Annotated in this window: 24 protein-coding genes; 20 read left to right on the forward strand and 4 right to left on the reverse strand. The window is 67.8% G+C overall.

Annotated elements, in window-relative coordinates; all coding sequences use genetic code 11:
• Positions 1-66: 66 nt before the first annotated feature.
• From KF783_RS07510 to tatC, 14 genes are all read left to right on the forward strand, one after another.
• Positions 67-2,010 carry an SPOR domain-containing protein gene (locus KF783_RS07510; protein ID WP_294077877.1) on the forward strand — a complete coding sequence of 648 codons (1,944 nt, stop codon included), beginning with the start codon at positions 67-69 and terminating at the stop codon, positions 2,008-2,010.
• A gap of 37 nt (positions 2,011-2,047) precedes the next feature.
• Entirely contained in the window at positions 2,048-3,214 is a 1,167-nt protein-coding gene (locus KF783_RS07515) for a deoxyguanosinetriphosphate triphosphohydrolase (RefSeq protein WP_294077879.1), read from the forward strand.
• A 118-nt stretch (positions 3,215-3,332) separates the two neighbouring features.
• Positions 3,333-4,814, forward strand: a complete 1,482-nt coding sequence (locus tag KF783_RS07520; RefSeq protein ID WP_294077880.1) for a DUF1800 domain-containing protein — start codon at positions 3,333-3,335, stop codon at positions 4,812-4,814.
• 4 nt (positions 4,815-4,818) lie between these two features.
• Positions 4,819-5,973 carry a DUF1501 domain-containing protein gene (locus KF783_RS07525; protein ID WP_294077882.1) on the forward strand — a complete coding sequence of 385 codons (1,155 nt, stop codon included), beginning with the start codon at positions 4,819-4,821 and terminating at the stop codon, positions 5,971-5,973.
• 57 nt (positions 5,974-6,030) lie between these two features.
• Entirely contained in the window at positions 6,031-6,618 is a 588-nt protein-coding gene (locus KF783_RS07530; protein ID WP_294077883.1) for a hypothetical protein, read from the forward strand.
• 79 nt (positions 6,619-6,697) lie between these two features.
• A complete protein-coding gene (gene rarD, locus KF783_RS07535; protein ID WP_294077885.1) occupies positions 6,698-7,612 on the forward strand; it encodes an EamA family transporter RarD in 915 nt (304 codons plus the stop codon).
• 82 nt (positions 7,613-7,694) lie between these two features.
• Positions 7,695-9,422, forward strand: coding sequence for an arginine--tRNA ligase (gene argS / locus KF783_RS07540; RefSeq protein WP_294077887.1), 1,728 nt, complete (start codon positions 7,695-7,697; stop codon positions 9,420-9,422).
• Entirely contained in the window at positions 9,422-10,135 is a 714-nt protein-coding gene (locus KF783_RS07545) for an SPOR domain-containing protein (protein ID WP_294077888.1), read from the forward strand. Before argS ends, KF783_RS07545 begins: the two co-directional genes overlap by 1 nt.
• Before the next feature lie 174 nt (positions 10,136-10,309).
• Positions 10,310-11,311: a beta-N-acetylhexosaminidase gene (gene nagZ, locus KF783_RS07550; protein WP_294077890.1), complete on the forward strand. Its 1,002-nt coding sequence runs from the start codon at positions 10,310-10,312 to the stop codon at positions 11,309-11,311.
• Positions 11,308-12,042 carry a ScpA family protein gene (locus KF783_RS07555; RefSeq protein ID WP_294077892.1) on the forward strand — a complete coding sequence of 245 codons (735 nt, stop codon included), beginning with the start codon at positions 11,308-11,310 and terminating at the stop codon, positions 12,040-12,042. The genes nagZ and KF783_RS07555 overlap by 4 nt, the downstream gene beginning before the upstream one ends.
• On the forward strand, positions 12,039-12,632 hold the full coding sequence (scpB, locus tag KF783_RS07560; protein WP_294077894.1) for an SMC-Scp complex subunit ScpB: 594 nt from the start codon (positions 12,039-12,041) through the stop codon (positions 12,630-12,632). Before KF783_RS07555 ends, scpB begins: the two co-directional genes overlap by 4 nt.
• Before the next feature lie 27 nt (positions 12,633-12,659).
• Complete coding sequence (locus KF783_RS07565) at positions 12,660-12,899, forward strand: twin-arginine translocase TatA/TatE family subunit (protein ID WP_294077895.1); 240 nt, start codon at positions 12,660-12,662, stop codon at positions 12,897-12,899.
• 43 nt (positions 12,900-12,942) lie between these two features.
• Positions 12,943-13,392, forward strand: coding sequence for a Sec-independent protein translocase protein TatB (gene tatB / locus KF783_RS07570; protein ID WP_294077896.1), 450 nt, complete (start codon positions 12,943-12,945; stop codon positions 13,390-13,392).
• On the forward strand, positions 13,389-14,168 hold the full coding sequence (gene tatC / locus KF783_RS07575; protein WP_294077898.1) for a twin-arginine translocase subunit TatC: 780 nt from the start codon (positions 13,389-13,391) through the stop codon (positions 14,166-14,168). Before tatB ends, tatC begins: the two co-directional genes overlap by 4 nt.
• Positions 14,169-14,185: 17 nt before the next feature.
• On the opposite strand, the gene KF783_RS07580 is transcribed toward tatC, so the two are convergent.
• From KF783_RS07580 to KF783_RS07590, 3 genes are all read right to left on the reverse strand, one after another.
• Positions 14,186-14,320 (reverse strand): entericidin A/B family lipoprotein, encoded by a 135-nt coding sequence (locus tag KF783_RS07580; RefSeq protein ID WP_294077900.1) that lies wholly within the window; start codon positions 14,318-14,320, stop codon positions 14,186-14,188.
• Between the two features lie 259 nt (positions 14,321-14,579).
• Positions 14,580-16,109, reverse strand: a complete 1,530-nt coding sequence (locus tag KF783_RS07585; protein ID WP_294077902.1) for a sensor histidine kinase — start codon at positions 16,107-16,109, stop codon at positions 14,580-14,582.
• A gap of 68 nt (positions 16,110-16,177) precedes the next feature.
• The gene (locus tag KF783_RS07590; protein ID WP_294077903.1) at positions 16,178-16,381 is read right to left on the reverse strand and encodes a NepR family anti-sigma factor; all 204 of its coding nucleotides are present in this window, start codon (positions 16,379-16,381) and stop codon (positions 16,178-16,180) included.
• 193 nt (positions 16,382-16,574) lie between these two features.
• Between KF783_RS07590 and KF783_RS07595 the strand changes: the two genes are divergently transcribed.
• The 3 genes from KF783_RS07595 to KF783_RS07605 all read left to right on the forward strand — a co-directional run bounded on the left by KF783_RS07595 (position 16,575) and on the right by KF783_RS07605 (position 18,274).
• Positions 16,575-17,378: a response regulator gene (locus tag KF783_RS07595; RefSeq protein WP_294077905.1), complete on the forward strand. Its 804-nt coding sequence runs from the start codon at positions 16,575-16,577 to the stop codon at positions 17,376-17,378.
• Between the two features lie 47 nt (positions 17,379-17,425).
• Positions 17,426-17,563 carry a hypothetical protein gene (locus KF783_RS07600; RefSeq protein WP_294077907.1) on the forward strand — a complete coding sequence of 46 codons (138 nt, stop codon included), beginning with the start codon at positions 17,426-17,428 and terminating at the stop codon, positions 17,561-17,563.
• Between the two features lie 81 nt (positions 17,564-17,644).
• Complete coding sequence (locus KF783_RS07605; protein WP_294077908.1) at positions 17,645-18,274, forward strand: sigma-70 family RNA polymerase sigma factor; 630 nt, start codon at positions 17,645-17,647, stop codon at positions 18,272-18,274.
• A gap of 53 nt (positions 18,275-18,327) precedes the next feature.
• On the opposite strand, the gene KF783_RS07610 is transcribed toward KF783_RS07605, so the two are convergent.
• The gene (locus KF783_RS07610; RefSeq protein ID WP_294077910.1) at positions 18,328-18,513 is read right to left on the reverse strand and encodes a hypothetical protein; all 186 of its coding nucleotides are present in this window, start codon (positions 18,511-18,513) and stop codon (positions 18,328-18,330) included.
• 69 nt (positions 18,514-18,582) lie between these two features.
• Between KF783_RS07610 and KF783_RS07615 the strand changes: the two genes are divergently transcribed.
• Genes KF783_RS07615 through KF783_RS07625 form a run of 3 tightly spaced genes read left to right on the forward strand, consistent with a single transcriptional unit; the run spans position 18,583 to position 22,543 of the window.
• A complete protein-coding gene (locus tag KF783_RS07615) occupies positions 18,583-21,276 on the forward strand; it encodes a bifunctional [glutamine synthetase] adenylyltransferase/[glutamine synthetase]-adenylyl-L-tyrosine phosphorylase (protein ID WP_294077911.1) in 2,694 nt (897 codons plus the stop codon).
• Positions 21,277-21,278: 2 nt separating this feature from the next.
• Positions 21,279-21,749 carry a peroxiredoxin gene (locus KF783_RS07620; RefSeq protein WP_294077913.1) on the forward strand — a complete coding sequence of 157 codons (471 nt, stop codon included), beginning with the start codon at positions 21,279-21,281 and terminating at the stop codon, positions 21,747-21,749.
• Positions 21,749-22,543: a ferritin-like domain-containing protein gene (locus KF783_RS07625; RefSeq protein ID WP_294077915.1), complete on the forward strand. Its 795-nt coding sequence runs from the start codon at positions 21,749-21,751 to the stop codon at positions 22,541-22,543. Before KF783_RS07620 ends, KF783_RS07625 begins: the two co-directional genes overlap by 1 nt.
• The last annotated feature ends 55 nt before the right edge of the window (positions 22,544-22,598 follow it).

Here is a 22,598-nt window from a genome sequence, read left to right on the forward strand (position 1 = left end):
TTCATCGAAGGTGACCGGATCGGACAGTCGGCGTTCAGGCCCGCGCTGGTGTAGGCGCTTGCACGCATGAAACGAACTCATATCCGCACGCACCGCGCCGCATGGATCGCGCTGGGGCTGGTGCTTGCCGCGCCCGCCGCCGCGCAGGAGGTCGCGCCGCCGCCCTCGCCCAATGCCGACCGGCTGGCCGAGCAGATGCGCGTGCTGGCAAAGGACCCGCGCAACGTCGATGCGCTGTTGTCGGCCGGGGAACTGAGCGCGCGGCTCAACGATCCCGCCGCCGCCGCCGGCTTCTTTGCCCGCGCCCAGGCGCTCGACCCCGCCAATCCCCGGCTCCAGGCGGGGCAGGCGATGGTCATGCTGCGGATGGAGCGGCCCGGCGAGGCGCTGCGCCTGTTCAGCGATGCCGCGCGCCGGGGCCTGTCGATGGAGGGATATGCCTCTGACCGCGGCCTTGCCTATGACCTGCTGGGCGCACAGGCGCATGCCCAGCGCGACCACCGCATCGCCATGCGGCTCAACCCGGATGACGAGACGATCCGTCGCTTTGCCCTGTCGCTGGGGATCAGCGGGCAGGAAGCGGAGGCGATGCAGGTGCTCGACCCGCTGCTGCGGCGGAGCGACCGTGCCGCCTGGCGTGCGCGGGCGTTCATCATGGCGATGAATGGCGACGCGGTGGGCGCCGACAAGATCGCGGCGAGCATGATGGGCGGGTTCGGCACCGCGCTGTCGCCCTTTTTTCGTCGCCTGCCGTCGCTGTCGCCGTCCGACAAGGCGTTCGCGGTGACCTTTGGCGAGCTGCGGCACACGCCGGCGCGAATCGCCGACGCCCAGGCCGCTCCGCCCCTGCCGACGCTGCCGCCAGAGCGTGGCGTCGCGGTCGCCGCCGCGCAGGTGCCACCGGCGCCGGCCCGCGACGCACGCCGGTTGTCCGGCGCGGAACGTCGCCAGGGCGCCCCGCGCCAGCGTCGCGACGAGGTGGCGGAACGCGAGGCGGCCGCAAAGGCCGAGCAGGATCGCCAGGTCGCGCTGAAGGCGGAACAGGAACGCGCCGCCGCGCTGAAGGCGGAACAGGATCGTCAGGCGGCACGCGTCGCCGAGCAGCAGCGTCAGGCCGCGCTCGCCGCCGAACAGGCGCGCGTGGCGCAGCTCACCCGCGACCGCGAAGCCGCGCGCATCGCCGCCGAACAGCAGGCGGCGCGCGAAGCGGAGGCGCGACGGATCGCCGAAGCACAGGCGCGGGAACGGGCAGCCGCGCAGTCGGTCGCCCAGGCCCCACCGCCTCCGCCTCCGCCTCCTCCACCGCAACCGGCAGCTGCACCTCCATCGCCATCGCCATCGCCATCGCTACCCGCATCCACCACGCCCGCATCGACGCCACCGGCGGCGGGCGAGCGCCCCGTCCAGATGACCACACCGTCCGCGCCGGCGCCGGCGCAGCCGGTACGCCGCGTCGGGGGCGAGGATAATGTGATCGCGCGGATCGTCGCGGGAATCACGATTCCCGCGTCGGAACTGGGGGTGGAGCCGATGCCGGGGCGTGAGCCGGACGCACAGGCCTCCGAACCGGCACCGCAACCCGCCACAACCGCTCCCGCGGATGTCGCGAAGCCCGAACCCGCGCGCGCCGAACCCGCCGCGCCCAGGCCCAAGGCCGAGCCGAAGGCCGTCGCGCGGCCTGAGCCCAAGCCGGCCCCGGCCAGGGCGAAGCCGAAACCCGATCCGGCAAAGACCGATCCCGCGCGGGTGTGGGTGCAGGTCGCCGGCGGTGCGAATGTCGCGGCGCTGCCGCGCGAGTGGAAACAGCTGACCGGGAAGGCCGCCGCCGAATTCCGGGGGAAACAGGCGTGGACCACGCCGCTGCGCTTCACCAACCGCTTGTTGACCGGTCCATTCAAAAATGAGGACGAGGCCCAGGAATTCGTCAACCAGATCGCGAAAAAGGGCCTGTCCGGGTTCGTCTGGACCAGCGATCCGGGGCAGAAGATCGAGAAATTGACGATCAAATGAGCTATCGCGCCGCGATGCCGATTCGCGCGATCCCCGCATGACGGTGCTGGCCCCGTTCGCCAGCGATCCCGCCCGCAGTCGCGGTCGCCTTCATGAAGAGCAAAAGGGGACGGCACGTGGCCCGCGCGACGCGTTTCAGCGCGATCGCGATCGCATCGTCCATTCGATCAGCTTTCGCCGGCTGCGCCACAAGACGCAGGTGTTCATGGCACCCGATGGCGACCATTTCCGGGTCCGCCTGACCCACAGCCTGGAGGTCGCGCAGATCGGTCGCACCATCGCTCGCGCGCTGGGCCTGAACGAGGATCTGACCGAGGCGTTGTGCCTGGCGCACGATATCGGCCACCCCCCGTTCGGCCATGCCGGCGAACGCGCGTTGGAGGAGGCGCTGGCGGGGCAGGGCGGGTTCGACCATAATGGCAATACGCTGCGCGCGCTGATGACGATCGATTGCCCCTATCCCGGCTGGGACGGGCTGAACCTCAGCTGGGAGACGCTGGAGGGGCTGGCAAAGCATAACGGTCCGGTCGCGCGGCCCGGCTGGGCGCTCGCCGCTGCGGACGCCGCATTCCCGCTCGAGCTGGAAACGCACGCGTCGCTCGAAGCGCAGGTGGCGGCGATCGCCGACGACATCGCCTATGACAATCACGATATCGACGATGGACTCCGCGCCGGACTGCTGACGCTCGATCAGCTGCTCGCCGTGCCGCTGGTCGCGCGCGGATGGGATGCGGTGCGGGCGCGCTTTCCCGACGCGGAGCCGAAGCGGGCGATGCGGGAACTGGTCCGCGCCCAGATCGGCGTGATGGTCAACGATCTGATCGCCGAAACGCGGCGCAACCTTGCCGTTTCGGGTATCGATCGGGTCGAGGATGTGCGCGCCGCGGGTCGGGCGCTTGCCTGTTTCTCCGACGCGATGCGCGACGAGGAGCGGGCGCTCAAGCGCTTCATGTACGCCAATCTCTATCATCACCCGCACCAGCTTGCGGCGGCGGAAACCGCGCATGGCGTGATCGCCGGCCTGTTCGCGGCCTATTGCGCCGATCCCGCACTGATGCCTGCCGAATGGGCGGCGGGGCTTCCCCCGGACGCGCCATGGAGAAGCCGCCATATCGCCGATTTCATCGCCGGCATGACCGATCGGTATGCGATCGCCCGCTATCGCGAGGCGGTGGGAGACATCGACCTTCCCGACAATTTCTGAGTGGCAGGCGTCGGATTGCGGCGGGCCGGGCGAATCTGTCGCCGGTCCGGGCCACCGGCACAGATTTGCGACAAATCGGGCGTAGCGCTGGCAGTCGCAATCGCAGGAGTGAGTCGCGATGTCGGATGCAAGCATTGCGTTGAACCGGTTCGGTCTGGGGGCAAAGGCCGGGGCGCGGCCGCCCGCCGACCCGCGCCGCGCCCTGATCGACCAGTTCGGCGCGTTCGATCCGCGCCCGGCGCCGATCGCCGCCTTGCCCCGGACACAGGCGATCGCCGCGCAACTTGCCGACTATCTCGCCGAAGTGCGGCAGCTTGCCCAGGATGCGCGCCGCGAACGCGCGGTCGACGGCGGCGCGATGAAGGATCAGCCCGCCGGCGCCGCAGCCGGTCGCGGCAACGGAGCAGCGCGTGATCCGGCGATGCGCGCGCGCCAGTTCGCCCGGCAACAGGGGCGCGATCATTATGTGAACGCGATCGGCGCGCGGGCGCAGGCGGCGGTCGCGACCGAAACGCCGTTCGTGGAACGGCTGGTCCATTTCTGGTCCAATCATTTCGCGGTGTCGGCTGACAAGATCACGATGATCGGCCTTACCGGCGCGTTCGAATTCGACGCGATCCGGCCGCATGTACTGGGGCGGTTCCGCGACATGCTGTTCGCGGTGGAGCGGCATCCGGCGATGCTGCTCTATCTCGATCAGGCGCAGTCGGTGGGTCCGGACAGCATGGTCGGCCAGGCCGCCGCACAGCGACAGCAGCGCCAGCGCGTCGGCCTCAACGAAAATCTCGCGCGCGAAATCCTCGAACTGCACACGCTGGGCGTGCGCACCGGCTATACCCAGGCGGACGTGACCGAATTTGCGCGGGCGATGACCGGGTGGAGCGTCGCGGGGCTGGGCCGTGGTCCGGCGGCCCGCGTCGCCGGGCTGAACGGCGAACCGGGCAGCTTCATCTTCGCCCCCCGCATTCATCAACCGGGCGTCCGCACGATCCTGGGCAAGAAATACGATCAGGCGGGCGAGGCGCAGGCGGCGGCCGTGCTCGACGACCTGTCGGTGCATCCGGCGACCGCCCGCCACATCGCGACGAAGCTGGCGCGGCATTTCGCGGGCGATGATCCGCCGCCCGCCCTGGTCTCCCGTCTCGAAACCGCGTTCCTGGCATCGGGGGGCGATCTGCCGACCGTCTATCGCGCCCTGATCGACGCGCCCGAAACGTGGGCGACGCAACCGGTCAAGTTCAAGACGCCATGGGAATGGTCGGTTTCGGCGATGCGCGCGCTCGGCACGCAGGAGATTCCGTCCGCCGCCGTGGTTGGCTTGATGGATCAGCTGGGCCAGCCGGTGTGGCGCCCCGGATCGCCGGCTGGCTATGACGACATCGCCGCCAGCTGGGCGGGGCCGGACGCGGTGATGCGCCGGGTGGAGGCGGCCGAACGGCTCGCCGCGCGCACGCGGGAGACGATCGACGCGCGCGTGCGGGCCGCCCAGCTCTTTCCCGATGCTCTGGGCGCACCCACGGCGCAGGCGATCGCCCGCGCCGAAAGCCCCGCCCAGGGCGTCGCGCTGATGCTCGTCTGCCCCGAATTCCTGCGGAGGTAATGCCATGGTTTCCCGCCGTCATTTCGTCCTGACCGGTGCCGCCGGCGCGCTCTCAATGGGATTCGCGCCGCGCCTCGCCTTTGCCCAGGCGGCGACCGATCGCCGCTTCGTCTTCATCATTCAGCGCGGCGCCGCCGATGGCCTGGGTACGGTCGCGCCGGTCGGCGATCCCGCCTTCGCGGCGCAGCGCGGCGTGCTCGCACAGGATTTCGCCGACGCGCCGAAGCTCGACGCGATGTTCGCGCTGCACCCGAACCTCAAACATGTCGCACAGCTTTATGCGGCCAAGGAGGCGATGTTCGTTCATGCGGTCGCCTCCCCCTATCGCGACCGCTCGCATTTCGATGCCCAGAACGTTCTCGAGAGTGGTGGCACCTCGGCCTATCAGCTCAAGGATGGCTGGATGAACCGCCTGCTCGGCGTGCTTCCGGCCGATGAGCGCAAGGGGATCGCCGTGGCGGCGACGATCCCGATGGCGATGCGCGGGCGGATCGAGGTGGCGTCCTATGCGCCGTCCGCGCTGCCCGACGCGTCGGACGATCTGATCTCACGCGTATCGACCCTCTATGCCGACGACCCGCAGCTGCATGCGATCTGGCAACAGGCGACATCGACGCGGATGCTGACCAGCGACCTTGCCGCCGACAATGGCCGCAACGCCGCCGCCACCGGCGAACTGGCCGCGCGCCTGCTCGCGCCGGCCAATGGTGCGCGGATCGCGATGATCGAAACCGGCGGGTGGGACACCCATGCCGGCCAGCGCGGGCGGCTGGGCGGACAGCTGAACGGGCTGGACCAGATGATCGGTGCGCTCAAGACGGGGCTTGGCCCGCTGTGGAGCAAGACGATGGTCCTGGTCGCCACCGAATTCGGCCGCACCGTCAGGATCAACGGGACGCAGGGGACCGATCACGGCACGGGATCGGTCGCGTGGCTGATCGGCGGCGCGGTGCGGGGTGGGCGGGTGCTCGCCGACTGGCCGGGACTTGCCGACGGATCGCTTTACGAGGATCGCGATCTCAAGCCGACCACCGCGCTCGACACGCTGATCGCCAGTTCGGCGGCGGCGCATTTCGAGATCGATCCGCAACAGGCGGCGCAGGCGATGTTTCCGGGACAGAAGCGCGCGGGGCCGATCGACGGCCTGGTCCGCGCCTAATCCGCGCCCGATCGCCCGGGGCTTGCGCGCGGGGCGATTTCGCCGCACGCCGTCGCGGTGGTCTATCTCTCGCTGTTTCTGCTGGCGTTCGCGGTCAATCTGCTCCCGGCTTTCGGTCCGCCGACCTGGTCGATCATCGTCCTCTATGGAGTGAATGCCGATCGGCCGCTGTGGGCGCTGGTGGTGATTGGCGCGCTTGCGGCGGCTTCAGGGCGGCTCGTGCTGGCGTATGGATGCCGGCGTTTCGCGCGATGGTTGCCGCGGCGGATGCAGGACAATCTGGATGCGGCGAAGGAGGCGGTGATGCGCCGTCGGCACAGCGCGATGCTGGCGCTGGCGCTGTTCGTCGTCTCGCCCCTGCCATCGGCGCAGCTGTTCATGGCGGTCGGCCTTGCGCGGGTGCCGCTGCTCGGCTTCACCGCCGCCTTCTTCGCCGGGCGGCTGTTCACCTATGGCTTTTACGGCTGGACCGCGCGCCGGGTGCGGGACACCGATCTGGGCGAAACGCTCTTTGCCGGCCTGTCCAGCCCCTGGGGCATCGCGCTCCAGCTGGCGATGCTCGCGCTTCTCGTCGCGCTGGTCAATATCGACTGGGGGCGCCACCTCAAGCCCGGGGCGGATGAGGGCGACCCGCCGCCCCCCTGAACGTCGATCGTCGCGACTGAAACCAAATCTATCCGCGCTGCCGCTTTCGGCGATGCGGCGACGCGTCTATCTGCCGCGCATGGCACGCGCCGATCCGTCCTCGCCCGAAACCCGCGTCGATCGCGCGGGCCTGTTCCAGGGGCTGGGGGCCTATGGCATCTGGGGCGTGCTGCCGCTGTTCTTCTGGCTGCTGCGCGACGTGGCTGCGGGGGAGGTGGTGGCCGATCGCATTCTCTGGTCGCTGGGGCTGCTCGCACCGGTCGTGCTGCTGGCCGGGCGGCGCGCGCGGGTGCGTGATGCGCTGCGCGATCCGCGCGCGATGCTGCTGCTCTCGGTCAGCGCGGCGCTGATTTCCGTCAACTGGCTGATCTACATCTGGGCGGTCCAGAACGGCCATGTCCTGGCCGGCAGCCTTGGCTATTTCCTCAATCCGCTGCTCAACGTTCTGCTCGGCGTCGTGCTGTTGCGCGAACGGCTCCGTGGGGCGCAGGTCGTCGCGGTTGCGCTGGCCGCGCTCGGCGTGGCGTTGCTTGCGGTGTCCGCCGGGCAGGGAATCTGGATCAGCCTGGCGCTTGCCTCCACCTTCGCGCTCTACGGGCTGGTACGAAAGGTTGCGCCGGTCGCAGCGCTGGAGGGGCTGACGCTTGAAACCGTGCTGCTTGCTCCCTTCGCCATCGCCTATCTGCTGTGGCTGTCCGCGCATGACGGCGTGGCGTTCGGACAGGGGGCGCTGCCCACCGTCGCGCTCATCCTGTCGGGCGTGGTGACGGCGGTGCCGCTGCTGCTGTTCGCGGCGGCGGCACGGCGGCTTCCCTATTCGACGCTGGGCCTGCTTCAATATCTGGCGCCCACCCTCCAGTTCATCCTGGCGGTGACCTTTTTCGGGGAGCGGGTGACGCCGTCCCACCTGATCTGTTTCGCGCTGATCTGGACGGGCCTTGGCATCTTCGCGGTCGATGGCGGGATGGTGGTACGCCGCCGACGCCCTGCCTGACCCCATTCCGCGCCGTCGATCAGGTGACGAACGCGCGCAGGTGCGCTAGAGCGCCGCGCTTCTGCAATCATCGGACCCGCAAATGACGCTATATACCCGTTTCGCCGCCCACCTGGATGCCGCCCTCGACGCGCTGGTCGGGTCGGGCGATCTGCCGGCGGGTCTGGAGCGACGCGCGGTCACGGTGGAGCCGCCGCGCGACGCCAGCCATGGCGATCTCGCCACCAACGCCGCGATGGTGCTGGCCAAGCCCGCCGGCACCAATCCGCGCGCGCTGGCGGAACGGATCGCCGCCGAACTGGAGCGGCTGGACGAGGTGGAGTCGGTTTCGGTCGCCGGACCCGGCTTTATCAACCTGACGCTCACCGACGCCACCTGGCGCGACGAACTCGGCGCGATCGCCGTCGCCGGCGATCGTTATGGCCGCTCGGACAGCGGAGCGGGCGTCACCGTGAACGTCGAATATGTCTCCGCCAACCCGACCGGACCCATGCATATGGGCCATTGCCGGGGCGCGGTGGTCGGCGACGCGCTCGCCAGCCTGCTCGAGGCGGTCGGGCATCGGGTGATCCGCGAATATTATGTCAACGATGCGGGCGGGCAGGTCGATGTCCTCGCCCGGTCTGCTCATGTCCGCTATCGCGAGGCGCTGGGCGAGGATGTCGGCGAGATCCCCGAGGGGCTGTACCCCGGCGACTATCTGATTCCGGTCGGCGAGGCACTGGCGCGAGAGGTTGGCGACCGTTTCGTCGCCGCGCCGGAGGCCGAGTGGCTGCCGCTGTTCCGCACCACCGCCGTCGCCGCGATGCTTGAGATGATCCGGCACGACCTCGCGCTGCTCGGCATCCATCACGACCTGTTTTCGTCCGAGGCCCAGCTACAGGCGGCGGGCAAGCCCGAAGAGGCGGAGGCGTGGCTGCGCGCGCACGACCTGGTCTATGACGGCGTCCTCGAAGCGCCGAAGGGCGAGACGCCGGAGGATTGGGAGCCGGTGGAGCTGCCGCTGTTCCGCTCGACCAGGTTCGGCGACGACCAGGATCGCCCGATCCGCAAGTCGAACGGCGCCTGGACCTATTTCGGCGCCGACCTGGCCTATCATTTCCAGAAGGCGCAGTCCGCCGACCAGCTGATCGACATCTGGGGCGCGGATCATGCCGGCACCGTCAAGCGGATCGTCGCGGCGGTGCAGGCGCTGACCGAGGGCAGGACGCGGTTCGACGTCAAGCTGGTCCAGATGGTCCGCCTGTTGCGCGCGGGCGAGCCGGTGAAGATGTCGAAGCGGTCGGGCAATTTCGTCACCCTTGCCGATGTCGTGAACGAGGTCGGCAAGGACGTGGTCCGCTTCACCATGCTGACGCGCAAGGCGGACGCGCAGATGGATTTCGATTTCGCCAAGGTGGTGGAGGCGTCGAAGGACAATCCGGTCTTCTACGTCCAGTATGCCCACGCGCGAATCGCGTCGCTCCACCGCAAGGCGGCGGAGGCCGGGATCGTCTGTGCGGCGCACGACCTGTCCCTGCTTGATACACGCGAACTGGCGCTGGTGAAGCTGGCCGCGCAGTTCCCGCGCGTGGTCGAGGGCGCCGCCGCGGCGCGGGAACCGCATCGAATCGCCTTTTATCTCTATGACTTGGCGGCGGAATTTCACGCCCTGTGGAATATGGGCAATGACGATCCCGCGCGCCGCTTCCTGCTGACCGACAATGTCCCCATGACCTGCGCGCGGCTTTCCCTGGCCGATGCGATCGGGCAGGTTATCCGCAATGGCCTCCGCATCATGGGTGTGGAGGCGGTTCAGGAGCTGAACTGATGAACGCGGGCGAAGGCTATGGCGAGGATCGGCTGCCCTGGCTGGAAACGGTCGAGGACGATTATGATGGCGGGCCGTCGGCGCTGCGGATCATCCTGCTGGTCCTGCTCGGCCTCGCGCTGATCGCGGCGGCGATCTTTGGCTGGTGGTGGTATCAGCGCAGCGGCGGCGGCGAGGGAACCGGCGCGCTCATCAACGCGCCGGAGGGCGCCTACAAGGTCAAGCCCGACGAACCCGGCGGGATGAAGGTGGAGGGTGAGGGCGATACCGTCTTCGCCGCGAGCGAGGGGGCGACCACGAACGGGTCGGTCGATGTTTCGGCGGTCCCCGAAGCGCCGGTCACCGGCAAGGCGGCGCCACGGCCCAGCGCCGCGCCGGTAAAGGGCGCCAGCCGCGTCGTCGCGACGATCCCCACCGCCGGGTCCGCGTCCCGGGCCGCCGCGCCGGTTCAGAGATCGCCCGGAGCATCGGCGGGCAGCGCGACGATCCAGCTCGGGTCCTTTCCCGGCGAGGCGGAGGCGAACGGCGCGTGGGCGCGGCTGGCGAAGCGGTTCGACTATCTCGCTCCGCTCGGCAAGTCCGTGGAAAAGGCCGAGGTGAACGGCAAGACCTTTTACCGGCTGCGCGTCAATGCCGGCAGCAACGGGCAGGCGCGCGACCTGTGCGGTCGGCTCAAGGCGGCGGGCGAGGGCTGCTTCCTCGCGGCGAACTGATCGCCCGCGCCGGACATTTCCGCTGGAAAAGTTGGTTTTCGCCTGATCTAACCGGCGGATGAAGACCCACGAACCGCCGCGCCCGATCGCTGTCGCGCGCACCCTGAGCGCGCAGATCCGGCCAACCCCGCCCCGTGCGACGTGCGCGACCCGTTTGACGCCCGGAGCACCGGCATGAAGCCGGTTATTTTCGGCATCTCCGGCCTTGAACTCACCGATGACGAACGGGCGTTTTTCCGCGACGCCGATCCGCTCGGCTATATTCTGTTCAAGCGCAACTGCGGCACCCGCGATCAGATGCGCGCGCTGACCGACAGCTTGCGCGACCTGTCCCGCCGTGCCGATGTGCCGATCCTGATCGATCAGGAAGGGGGGCGCGTCGCCCGCATGCAGCCGCCCGAATGGCCCGCCTTTCCGGCCGGACCCGCGTTCGACCGGCTTTACGATATCGCGCCCGCTTCGGCGATCGAGGCGGCACGCGCCAACGGCCAGGCGCTGGCGCTGATGCTCGCCGATGTCGGCGTCAACGTGAACTGTGCGCCGCTGCTCGACGTGCGGCAGCCGGAAACGACGCCGGCGGTGGGCGAGCGCACCTTTGGCAGCGATCCGATGCGGGTCGCCGCGCTGGGCCGGGCGATGCTCGACGGGATGGCGAGCGGCGGCGTCGTCGGCGTGGTCAAGCACATGCCGGGCCATGGCCGCGGGGTGGTGGACAGCCATTATGAACTGCCCGTGGTCGAGGCTGACGATGCCGCTCTGGAACGCGATATCCGGCCGTTCCACACGCTGCGCAACGCGCCGATGGGCATGACCTGCCACGTCGTGTTCAAGGCATGGGATGCCGACAATCCGGCCACGCTTTCGCCGACGGTGATCGCCGAGGTGATCCGGGGACGGATCGGCTTTGACGGGCTGTTGATGACCGACGACATCGACATGAAGGCACTGTCGGGCAGTGCCGGGGACAAGGCGGCGGCGGCGATCGCGGCGGGATGCGATGTCGTGCTCGATTGCTGGGCGCGGATGGACGAGATGACGGAGATCGTCGCCAAGCTGGACGATGCCGGCGCCGCGACGCTGACCCGGCTCGATCGGGCGATGGGTTTTGCCCGGCCCGAACCGGGGGCGATGGACGAACTGGCCGCCAAACGCGATGCGCTGCTGGCACTGGCATGAGCGACGCGGCTGCGACCCTGACGATCGACATCGATGGCTGGGAAGGGCCACTCGACCTGTTGCTCGCGCTGGCGCGGACGCAAAAGGTTGATCTGCGCGCGCTGTCGATCCTGCAACTGGTCGATCAGTATCTCGCCTATGTGAACCAGGCGCGCGAGCTGAAGCTGGAGGTCGCGGCCGACTATCTGGTGATGGCCGCCTGGCTCGCCTATCTCAAATCGGCGCTGTTGCTGCCGCGCGATCCGGAGGTCGAGCCGAGTCCCGAGGAGCTGGCGCTGCGCCTGCAATTGCGGCTCGAACGGCTGAACGCGATGCGGGAGGCCGGCGCACGGCTGATCGCGCGGGACCGGATGGGGCGGGACGTCTTCCCCCGTGGCGCGCCCGAGGGGCTGAAGACGGTCCGCAAATCGCGCTGGCAGGCCGAAATCTACGACCTGATCGCCGCCTATGGCCAGATCAGCGCGCGCACCCGACCGGTGATGCACGTCGTCGCGGTGCGGCCGGTGATGACGCTCGACGACGCGATCGCGCGGGTTTCCGAACTGGTGGGCGAGCGGGTCGACTGGTCGACGATCGAGTCTTTCCTGCCCGCCGACGCACACGGCCTGTACCGCAAGTCCGCGCTTGCCTCATCCTTCGTCGCCGCGCTGGAACTGGCGCGGCAGGGCCGGGTGGAGTTGCGGCAGAAATCCCCCTTCGCGCCACTCTATCTCAAGGGTGCGCAGGCATGACCGCGCCCGACGAGACGATGCGCGCGGTGGAAGCGGTGTTGTTCGCCGCCGACGCGCCGATGACGGTCGCGGATCTGCGCGCCTATGTGGGCGAAGAGGCCGATTTGCCCGCCGCGCTGGCGGCGCTGGCGACGGACTATGCCGGACGGGGCATCGAGCTGGTCGAGCGAGGCGGTCGCTGGCATTTCCAGACGGCGTCCGATCTGGCCAATTTCCTGCGGCGCGACCGGGAGGACAGTCGCAAGCTTTCCCGCGCGGGGATCGAGACGCTGGCGATCATCGCCTATCATGAACCGGTCACGCGCGCGGAAATCGAATCGATCCGCGGCGTCCAGATCAGCAAGGGGACGCTCGACGTGCTGATGGAGGCGGGGTGGATCCGCCCGGCGGGCCGGCGGGAGGTGCCGGGGCGTCCGCTGCTGTTCGCCACGACGCCCGAATTCCTCACCCATTTCGGCCTGTCGAGCCGTCGCGATCTCCCCGGAATCGACGATCTGCGCGCGGCCGGGCTGCTCGATCCGGTCGATCTCGCCTTCGATGCGGCGCAATCCGATGCCGAGGCGGTGGAAACCGCCGACGAAGACGACTAGATAAGACCGGAATCAAGGAGACGTTCGATGGGTAGTTTCAGCCTGATGCACTGGCTGGTCTTGGGTGTGATCGCGATCCTGCTGCTCGGTGGCGGGCGGTTCTCCAACATGATGGGTGACGTCGCCAAGGGTATCAAGCAGTTCAAGAAGGGCATGGCCGAGGATGACGAGGCCGCACAGAAGCCCGCGGAGATCGAGGCGAAGCGCGTCAGTGACCCGCAGCCCCAGGCGCAGACCGAAGCGCGTCCGGCGCACGAAGAACGCTGATCCCTTGCACCCGGCGCGCCGGGTGGCGGAGTAGTCCGACCCTATGCTCGATTTCAACGCGCCCGAATTTCTGGTGGTGGCGATCGTCGCCCTGCTGGTGATCGGGCCAAAGGACCTGCCGCGTGCGATGCGCTTTGTCGGCCAGTGGGTCGGCAAGGCGCGCCGCGTCGCCGGCCAGTTCCGCGCCGGTCTCGACACCATGGTTCGCGAGGCCGAACTGGCCGAGATGGAAAAGAAATGGGCCGAGGAAAATGCGCGCATCATGCGCGAGCATCCGCCCGAGGCGATGCTGCCCGCCCCGGTCGATGGCCCGGGGGGTGTCCCTGCCGACCCGGTGGCGTCCGATCCGGCCGGGGCCGGTGAGGACAAGGGGCCGGTGCTGACCACGCCGCCGGTTCTGAAGGAGGATGCGGTAGGGGACGTCCCTGCTCCGGCCGATCCCGAACCCGCAGCCAAGCCCGCGCGCAAGCCCCGCAAGAAAGCCGCATCGTGAACGACGATGAACTGGAAGGAACCGAAGCGCCGTTGCTCGAACATCTGATCGAGCTTCGCCGGCGCCTGCTCTATTGCGTGGCGACGCTGGTGGTTACCTTCGCCGTCGCCTTTTATTTCGCGAAACCGATTTTCGGCTTTCTGGTGCATCCGCTGGCCGAGGCGGGGCAGAACAAGCTGATCTACACCCAGATTTTCGAGGCGTTTCTGGTGCAGATCAAGGTCGCGTTCTTTGCGGCGATGATGGTCTCGTTTCCGGTGATCGCGAACCAGCTGTGGCAGTTCGTCGCGCCCGGCCTGTACAAGCGCGAGAAGCGGGCGTTGCTGCCCTTTCTCTTCGCCACGCCGATCCTGTTCATGCTGGGGGCGGCGATGGCCTATTTCGTCGCCATCCCGGTGGCGCTCAAATTCCTGCTGGGCATGCAGGGGGATCTGGGCGGTGGCGTGACGCAGGAAGCATTGCCGGCGGTGGGGAATTACCTCACCTTCGTCATGCAGTTCCTGTTCGCCTTTGGCATCTCGTTCCTGCTGCCGGTGCTGCTGATGCTGCTCGAGCGCTCGGGAATCGTGACGTTCGAGCAGTTGAAGGGCGCGTGGCGCTATGCCGTGGTTGCCGCGTTCGCGATCGCGGCGGTGCTGACGCCGCCCGATATCGGGTCGCAGCTGTTGCTCGCCTTCCCGCTTTGCGGCCTTTATCTGCTGTCGCTGGTCGCGATCTGGTTCACCCGACGCCGCCGTGAAAAAGATGCGGCGGCCGAAGCCGCCGCCGAAGGTTAATCGACTCGTTCGACGGGTTATTTGGCGCCGTCGGCCGTCTTGGCGACTGTATCGCCCGCCGAGGACACGTCCTTGCCGATCCCCTCGACCGTGTTGCAGGCCGAAAGGGCGAGGCCGCCCGCGACCAGTGCGAGTGCAAGAAACTTACGCATCGTCAAATCTCCATCACGAAGCTGCGAACGATCCAATGTTCGACGCACGGGATTCGTTCCGCATCCGTTGTGGTGCGTCAAGCTATTGGCTGCGGGAAAAGTATAGGCCCGGAAGCGTCACCGGGGGGGGGAGGGTTGACGCTTCCGGGCCTGTGTCTTGGATAGCGAGAGCGGGGGGGCAAAAGGTCACTATCCGAAGAGCAGAACGTGGCACTGGCTCCGGGGTTCCGTCCCGCCGCGAATTATTTTCGATTTTTTTTCAGGTCCGGCCGGAAATGGCGATCGGCACCTCGAACGCGCCGACCAGCGGCGCGTGATGGAGGCGGGTGCGCAGCTGGCGGACCAGCCCGCCGATCACGCGGCCATAGCGCGTTTCGCTCAACCGGCTGAACGCCTCGCCCTCGATCAATGCGGGGGAACTGATCCGCAGGATGGCCTGGCCGGGTTCGGCGGCGACTTCCTTCACCGACACGTTGATCTGTGCCGCGGGGCTGACGCTGATCGCCAGTTCGATCATCTCGGTCACCAGAAACGCGATCGCCACCGCCGAATCCTGGGAAACGAGCACGGGTTCAAGGTCGAGAATGATGCCGATCTGTGCTCCGTCGGCCGCAGTCGCGCGGATGTTGGAGGCAAGTTCGCCGATGACCGGCCTCAGTTCGATCCCGCGGGTTTCCTCGAACCCGGCATAATGGTTGCGCTGAACCACCGCGAGCGCATCGACACGCCGCTGGATCGACGCATAGGCGGCAAGCGCGTCCGGCCCGTTCGCACTGCGCGCGTGCAGGTTGATGAGGCTGGCGATGACCTGAAGGTTGTTCTTGACCCGGTGGTGGACCTCGCGGGTCAACTTGGTCTGGCGAGAGAGACCCTCGGCAAGCTCGCGCTCGTGCAGCTGGACGGTGCTGCTCAACTCGCGAAACGTATCGCCCAGGTCGCGGATTTCCTGGGCGGCGATGTCGTGGCCGGACACCGGGTCGATCAGCTCGCCGGGCTGATAGGCACCCACCGTGCGGCGGAGCCGTCGCAGCGGGCGGATCAGCAGCCGATCGACCACGAACCACGCGATCGCCACGGCGAGCAGCCACATCAGAAAGGGCGAGATCGCGGCGATGACCAGCGACGAGGTGATGGGGGCGCTGGCGACCGACATTTCAAGCTTCAGGCCGTAGACGTCCAGATCGACCGTCTGGCTTTCATGCCGTTCGATCACCCGATCGTGCTTCAGCTCGCGCAGCGCCAGCGATCCGCCGTCGCCGACCAGCAGGATGCCGTGATCGCGCAGCGTCGCACTTGGTTCGGCGGCGCTGGTGAGAAAGCTGACCGGGAAAAAGGCGCGTGCGACATGACCCGTGGTGCCGGCGGCCTCGATCTGGAGGCCCGCCCCGGGGATCACGCGGACTATCGTCTGGCCTGGAGCCAGTCGCGCGCCCGTGGCCTGGCGAAGGGGTACGCCGCAGAGGAGTCGGCGATCGGGATCGACGATCGAATAGCGCAATCCGGCGCTTGCCTGCGGTTCGAAAATGCCGGCCAGCCGCCCGCAATTGGGAACGCCGTCACGCGTCACCGGTAACGCGCCGCGCAATTCGCGTAATTCCCATGCCAGTTCGCCGCGCAGCGACCGGGCGGATTCGCTGATCGCGATGCGCAGCCTGGCGCGGACCTCCTGATCGGCGATGCGATTGGTCTGGACGGAGGCGAAAAAGGCGACGAGCGCGAGCGGTAGCAGCCCGGCGCTGAGGATGAGAAGAACCTTGGCGCCGGTCGGCAGGCCGGTCACGCGCGACATCGCGGCCGCCCCGGGCCGGCGTGTTACGGATTCACCATCAGACTGGACCTCGTCCATGATGGGGCGGGTTAATCGAGCTTTCGCAGAAGGTCGAGCAGATCGTCAGGCACCTGTTCCTCGGCGGCGTCCTGATAGACACGGCGCAGAGCATCGCCGATATTGCGATCGCTACGTTTGGCCATTCCGCCGCCAGTCCGCTCCAGCGGTTCCTTCTTCTTCTCTTCGGCCGAACGCACGTCGTCCCCCTCGTTGCCCGATACGGGCAAATGCACAAAAAGCCGGCGCCGACAAGCGGCCGGGAGCGCGATAGCGATTACCGCGCGTGGGCATGAAACCATTTCGCGCGTCGTTTGTTCCACAGGCGATGCGAATTCCGGGGAGGGGCTTCTTCGGACCGCAGCATGCTTGCAAAGTTGCGATCCCGTAATCATCAACGCGGGAACCGCCGAAGGAGAATATGTACCTATGTCGCTTGGACAGCAGCTCGCGCCCCATCTTCCATTCCTGCGCCGCTACGGACGTGCGCTGACGGGCAGCCAGGCGGAAGGCGATCGTTATGTACGCGCGACGCTGGAAGCGATCGTCGCCGCGCCGGAGGAGTTTCCGCGTGAGGTCGATCCGCGCCTCGGCCTTTATCGCACCTTCCAGGCAATCTGGGGATCGACCCATCTCGACGAACGCGAGGGGCTGATCGAACCGACCGGAAACGAGAGCGAGGCGATCGCGCGCGCGCGCCTTTCCCGGCTGGCGCCTCGATCGCGCCAGGCGCTGCTGCTGACCGCGATGGAGGGATTCACCACCGAAGACGCGGCCTATCTGCTGGAAGAGTCGGCGGATTCGGTCGAAACCCTGGTCGCGGAGGCCTTGTCCGAAATCGACAAGCAGACCCGCGCCCGCGTCCTCATCATCGAGGACGAGCCGCTGATCGCCATGGATCTCGAAACGATCGTTCGCGATCAGGGCCATGAAGTCACCGGCGTCGCCGTCACCCGGGACGAGGCGGTGGCGCTGGCGATGGAGGACCGGCCCGGCCTGGTCCTTGCCGACATTCAGCTGGCCGACGACAGTTCGGGGATCGATGCGGTCAAGGATATCCTGGCGCAGTTCAGCGTGCCGGTCATCTTCATCACCGCCTTCCCGGAGCGGCTGCTGACCGGCGAGCGGCCGGAACCGACCTTCCTGATCACCAAGCCGTTCCAGCGCGCGACGGTGAAGGCCGCGATCAGCCAGGCGTTGTTTTTCGACGAGACCACGGTTCCCGCCGACTGAGTTCCATTTCTTACGGAGCCAAAACGGTTTTCGCGTGTTGATGCAACATGGCTGATCCAAACGAACCGATTCATATCGAAACCGATCGCGCGCGCGCCGGCGCCACGCCCCATATGACCCGTTATATCCTGGCGGTGTCGCTGGTGCTGATCTGCATCATCTACGCCGTCTATCTCGCGCTTTGACAGGCGCTGGACTGGCGCATGCGACCCGCCTATTTATCTGAAAAGGCGTCGCCTTCTGCGGGCCTAGCCGAACGGAACCGAATGACCGACACCGACCAGCAAGCGGACCAGGAACAGCCCGTCGAGCATGTTTCGCTCTCCGACCCGGAGTTCAAGAAACAGCTCGCGACGGTGATCCCGCACCTGCGTGCGTTCGGCCGTTCCCTGTCGGGAAGCCGTGATGTCGCCGACGATCTGGTGCAGGAAACGCTGCTCAAGGCGTGGGCGGCGCGCAAGCGGTTCCAGGCGGGGACGAACATGCGCGCCTGGACGTTCATCATCCTGCGCAACCTGTATCTCAGCCAGATGCGGCGTGCGCGGTTCAAGGGCGAATGGGACGATCTGGTCGCCGATCGCCTTCTGGCCGCGCCGGCCAGCCAGGATCGTCACGTCGATCTGGCCGACATGCAGCGCGCTCTGCTCCATCTGCCGCAACCACAGCGCGAGGCGCTGATCCTCGTCGGTGCGGGCGGCTTCGCCTATGAGGAGGCGGCCGAAATCTGTGGCGTCGCGGTGGGGACGATCAAGAGCCGGGTGGCGCGGGGCCGCGTCGCGCTGGAGGCGTTGATGACCGACGGCGCGCTGCCCGCGCGCAGCGAAAGCGAGAGTGACGGACGCAGCGCGCTCGATACGATCATGCAGGAAGTGGATGAATTGAGCCGCGATCGATAGCCGTTCGGGCGCCAGATTTGGTGTGGCGTCCCGGCTGAATCTGCCGACAATCCCTAGTTACGACGGCTCGTGGTTTCACCGTTGAGGCGTCGCAGCATCTGCGCCATATCGTCAGGCAGACCCTGGTCGCGGTCATAGGCATCGCGCAGCACCACGCCGATCGCATCCGACGCACGCGGCATCTCGACGCGATACTCGCAACTGCCTCGGGAGCCGTTCAGGGTGGAATTGCGAACCATGGCTCTTAAACGAGCAACCCGCAAAATCGTTGCTTGACATCAAGCCTTTGCTGCGGGTTGAGCGATGTTGTGGCCGCATCACACGATCCGGAACGCGCCATTGGCGGGGCGATCGAACGCGCGACGGCGAATGCGCCGTTCCTGCGCCAGCTGATCGAAAGCCAGCCGGAACTGGTCGGTTCGCTTGTCGATGTGCTTCAGGCGCCGCTTGCCCATGCGGCACCGGACGACGCCGATCTGCCCGTTGCGAAGCGTCTGCGTCGTGAGCGAAAGCGCATCGCCCTGATCGCGGCGATCGGCGATCTGTCGGGCCTGTGCGACTTCACGACGACGGTTCGGACGCTTTCCGATTTCGCCGATCGCGCGCTCGATACCGCGATCCGCACGGCGGTGGCGGAGCGGGCGCCGGAGGACGGGTTCGCCGGCTTTGCGGCGATCGCGCTCGGCAAACAGGGGAGTCGCGAGCTCAACTATTCCTCCGACATCGATCCGATCCTGATCTTTGATCCGGCGACGCTGCCGCATCGGCCGCGTGAGGCGGTGGAGGAGGAGGCGGTCCGGATGGGGCGCCGCGTGGTCGAACTGCTCCAGGCACGCGATGCGGACGGCTACGTGCTGCGCATCGACCTGCGCCTGCGTCCGACGCCGGAGGTTTCGCCGATCGTCATTCCGGTCGATGGGGCGATCAGCTATTATGAATCGCAGGCACTCCCCTGGGAACGCGCGGCATTCATCCGGGCGCGGGCCGCCGCCGGCGACAGCGGCCTGGGCGAGGGGTTTCTGAACGCGATCCGGCCGTTCGTGTGGCGCCGCGCGCTCGATTACGGAACGATCCGCGAAATCCGCGGCATTTCCCGCCGCATCCGTGATCATCATGCGCAGGGTCAGGCGTTCGGACCCGGCTATGATCTCAAGCGCGGACGCGGCGGCATTCGCGAGATCGAATTTTTCGCGCAGATTCAGCAATTGATCCATGGCGGGCGCGACCCTGCGCTGCGCGCGCCGGCAACCCTCGACGCGCTGGTGGCACTGGCAAAGGCGGGATGGATCGATGCCGACGACGCGGCATCGTTGGGCGATTCCTATATCCTGTTGCGCACCATCGAACATCGCGTCCAGATGATCGATGACCGGCAGACGCATGCGTTGCCGGCCGGGGAGGCGCTGGACGCGGTGGCGCGGCTGCATGGCCTGGCGAACGGCGCCGCACTGCTCGATCTGCTCGCGCCGCATGTCGATCGCGTCGGCGCCATCTATGATGCGCTGGACGGGGAAGAACGGGTTCAGGTCGCCGGCGGTCTTGCCGGGGTCGAACAGGCGCTGGCCGATGCCGGGTTCGACGATCCGGCAACCGGCGCCCGGCTGGTCGAGGGATGGCGCGCGGGGCGCTATCCGGCGTTGCGCACCGCCCCGGCGCAACAGGGGCTGGAGGCGGTGTTGCCGGGCCTGTTGACGGCGATGGGTGCGGCGCCCGATCCCGGTCGCGCGCTCGCACGGCTCGATACGATGCTGGGGCGCCTGCCCAGTGCGCTGAACCTGTTTCGCCTGCTCGAGGCCCAGCCGCAGCTGGCCCGCCTGCTGGGGACGATCCTCTCCCACGCGCCCACATTGGCGGAGGCGCTGGCGCGCCGGGTCGAGCTTCTGGACGGTCTGCTGGACGCGTCCGCGCTCGATCCGGTCGGTTCGGTTGGCGAACTCGCATCGGCGATGCGCGTACGCGAATCCGGCGACGACTATCAGCGCGTGCTCGATCATGTCCGGCGGGTCGTTGGCGAAAAAAGGTTCGCGCTGGGAACGCAGATCGTCGCCGGGGTGGGCGACCCGCTCGACGTCGCGCGTGGCTATGCGCGGGTCGCGGAAGCGGCGCTGGAGGTGCTCGCCGACGCGACCGTCGCCGAATTCCGGTCCCGCCACGGCGTGGTGCCGGACAGCGAACTGGTAATCCTCGCGCTGGGCCGGTTCGGCGGCGGGAGCCTGACCCATGCCTCCGATCTCGACCTCATCTTTCTGTTCACCGGCGACTATCTCGCGGAATCGGACGGGGCGAAGCCGCTGGGCGCGGTCACCTATTACAACCGTCTGGCGCAGCGGGTGATCGGGGCGATGTCGGCGCCGACCGCGTCCGGCGCGCTCTATGAAATCGATACGCGCCTGCGCCCGTCCGGCGCGCAGGGGCCGCTGGTCGTCTCGCTCGACGGCTTTGCGAAATATCAGCGTGAGGACGCCTGGACCTGGGAGCATATGGCGCTCACCCGGGCGCGCCCGGTGTTCGGCTCGGCCGGCGCACGCGCCGCGGTGCAGGCAGAGGTCGATGCGGTGCTGACCGGCGCGCGCCCCGAACGCGACATCGTCGCAGAGGCGCGGCGGATGCGGGCCGACATCGCCACGCACAAGCCGCCCCAGGGGCCGCTCGACGCGAAGCTGCTGCCGGGAGGACTCGTCGATCTCGAATTCGCGGTTCATTGTTGCCAGCTGGTTCATCGCACCGGCCTTTCCCCCGACCTGAGTGTCGCGATCGCGGCGCTGGTGTCGGCCGGGATGCTGCCACCGCAATTGGCCGACGCGCATGCGTTCCTGACCCGCCTGCTCGTGACGCTGCGGCTCGTCGCGCCCGACGCGAAGCCGCCGGCACCGGCGACCCAGCCGTTGCTCGCGCACGCGGTCGGGCAGCGAAATTGGGAAGGGGTAGTTGCCACGCTCGATCGATATCTACAGGAGGTGGGCGATGCGTGGACCGCGATTGCGGGTCCGGTAGGAGATTGAGCATGGCGATCGAGGAAGGGGACAAGGTTCCCGCAGTGCAATTGCAGGGCATGGATGGCGAAAGCTTCGCGCTCGACCGCCATTTCGACGGGCCGTTCGTCCTCTATTTCTATCCCAAGGACGATACTGCGGGCTGCACGCGCGAGGCGCAGGATTTCAGCGCGTTCAAGCCGCAGTTCGACGCGGCGGGCGTCGCGGTGCTGGGCGTATCGCGCGACAATGCGATCAAGCACCAGAAATTCGTCAACAAATATGACCTGACCGTGCCGCTGGCGACCGATCCGGACGGCACGGCGCTGGAGGCGTTCGGCGCCTGGGTCGAGAAGCAGCTGTACGGCAAGAAATATATGGGCATCGATCGTTCGACCTTCCTGTTCGATGGCGAAGGGCGACTGGTCCGCGCGTGGCGCAAGGTCCGCGTGCCGGGACATGTGGTCGAGGTGCTCGACGCGCTGCGGGAACTGCACGATTGATGGAGACGGTGGCCGGAGCGGCCCGATCGGTTCTGCTGGAGGCCGACCCCGCGGCGAAGGTTCGTGCGGCACGGCGGGTGGCGCGTGCGTGGCGGCTTGGCCGGCTCGCGCACAGCTTCGACGTCGCGATGCCGGATCGTCCGGCTCGCCCGGCGATGCCCCCGCTGTTGCCGCCCAACCAGATGCCAAAGCGCGGACGCGGCGGTTCCGCGCGTGGGCGGGTCGCGCTGATCCACGCCCTGGCGCATATCGAATTCGTCGCGATCGACCTGGCGTTCGATATGGCCGGGCGCTTCGGCGACCAGTTTCCGCGCGCATTCATCGATGACTGGTTGAGCGTCGGCGCGGACGAGGCGATGCACTTCGCGCTGCTCGACCGGCGGCTGCGCGGTCTGGGATCCGCCTATGGCGCGATGCCCGCACATGACGGGCTGTGGGAAGCCGCAGAGGCGACGGCGCACGACGTCAGCGCGCGGCTGGCGATCGTGCCGATGGTGCTCGAAGCGCGGGGCCTGGATGTCACGCCGGTCACGATCGAGCGGTTCGAGGCGGCGGGCGATGCGCCGACGGCGCGCATTCTGCGCCGTATCCTGAGCGACGAGATCCGGCATGTCGGGCGCGGGACGCACTGGTTCGAATCATGCTGCGCGGCGCGGCGAATCGCGCCCGAAGCAGAGTGGAGATCGCTGCTTTCCCGCCATTTCCGGGGAGCCGTTAAGCCGCCATTCAACGACTCGGCGCGCGAGTCAGCCGGTTTAACGCGCGGTTACTATGAAACCCTTGCCCCGAATTGAGCGGGCGGGTCTAACTCCATCCGTCGGATGCGGAGGGGCTGCTTCCTGACGTGTA

It is taken from the genome of Sphingomonas sp. (assembly GCF_019635455.1).
Classification (GTDB): Bacteria; Pseudomonadota; Alphaproteobacteria; order Sphingomonadales; family Sphingomonadaceae; genus Sphingomonas.

Coding starts and splice junctions, on each gene's coding strand:
- KF783_RS07510 (WP_294077877.1), top strand. CDS start 67: ATGAAACGAACTCATATCCGCACGCACCGCGCCGCATGGATCGCGCTG.
- KF783_RS07515 (WP_294077879.1), top strand. CDS start 2,048: ATGACGGTGCTGGCCCCGTTCGCCAGCGATCCCGCCCGCAGTCGCGGT.
- KF783_RS07520 (WP_294077880.1), top strand. CDS start 3,333: ATGTCGGATGCAAGCATTGCGTTGAACCGGTTCGGTCTGGGGGCAAAG.
- KF783_RS07525 (WP_294077882.1), top strand. CDS start 4,819: ATGGTTTCCCGCCGTCATTTCGTCCTGACCGGTGCCGCCGGCGCGCTC.
- rarD (WP_294077885.1), top strand. CDS start 6,698: ATGGCACGCGCCGATCCGTCCTCGCCCGAAACCCGCGTCGATCGCGCG.
- argS (WP_294077887.1), top strand. CDS start 7,695: ATGACGCTATATACCCGTTTCGCCGCCCACCTGGATGCCGCCCTCGAC.
- KF783_RS07545 (WP_294077888.1), top strand. CDS start 9,422: ATGAACGCGGGCGAAGGCTATGGCGAGGATCGGCTGCCCTGGCTGGAA.
- nagZ (WP_294077890.1), top strand. CDS start 10,310: ATGAAGCCGGTTATTTTCGGCATCTCCGGCCTTGAACTCACCGATGAC.
- KF783_RS07555 (WP_294077892.1), top strand. CDS start 11,308: ATGAGCGACGCGGCTGCGACCCTGACGATCGACATCGATGGCTGGGAA.
- scpB (WP_294077894.1), top strand. CDS start 12,039: ATGACCGCGCCCGACGAGACGATGCGCGCGGTGGAAGCGGTGTTGTTC.
- KF783_RS07565 (WP_294077895.1), top strand. CDS start 12,660: ATGGGTAGTTTCAGCCTGATGCACTGGCTGGTCTTGGGTGTGATCGCG.
- tatB (WP_294077896.1), top strand. CDS start 12,943: ATGCTCGATTTCAACGCGCCCGAATTTCTGGTGGTGGCGATCGTCGCC.
- KF783_RS07580 (WP_294077900.1), bottom strand. CDS start 14,320: ATGCGTAAGTTTCTTGCACTCGCACTGGTCGCGGGCGGCCTCGCCCTT.
- KF783_RS07585 (WP_294077902.1), bottom strand. CDS start 16,109: ATGTCGCGCGTGACCGGCCTGCCGACCGGCGCCAAGGTTCTTCTCATC.
- KF783_RS07595 (WP_294077905.1), top strand. CDS start 16,575: ATGTCGCTTGGACAGCAGCTCGCGCCCCATCTTCCATTCCTGCGCCGC.
- KF783_RS07600 (WP_294077907.1), top strand. CDS start 17,426: ATGGCTGATCCAAACGAACCGATTCATATCGAAACCGATCGCGCGCGC.
- KF783_RS07605 (WP_294077908.1), top strand. CDS start 17,645: ATGACCGACACCGACCAGCAAGCGGACCAGGAACAGCCCGTCGAGCAT.
- KF783_RS07610 (WP_294077910.1), bottom strand. CDS start 18,513: ATGGTTCGCAATTCCACCCTGAACGGCTCCCGAGGCAGTTGCGAGTAT.
- KF783_RS07620 (WP_294077913.1), top strand. CDS start 21,279: ATGGCGATCGAGGAAGGGGACAAGGTTCCCGCAGTGCAATTGCAGGGC.
- KF783_RS07625 (WP_294077915.1), top strand. CDS start 21,749: ATGGAGACGGTGGCCGGAGCGGCCCGATCGGTTCTGCTGGAGGCCGAC.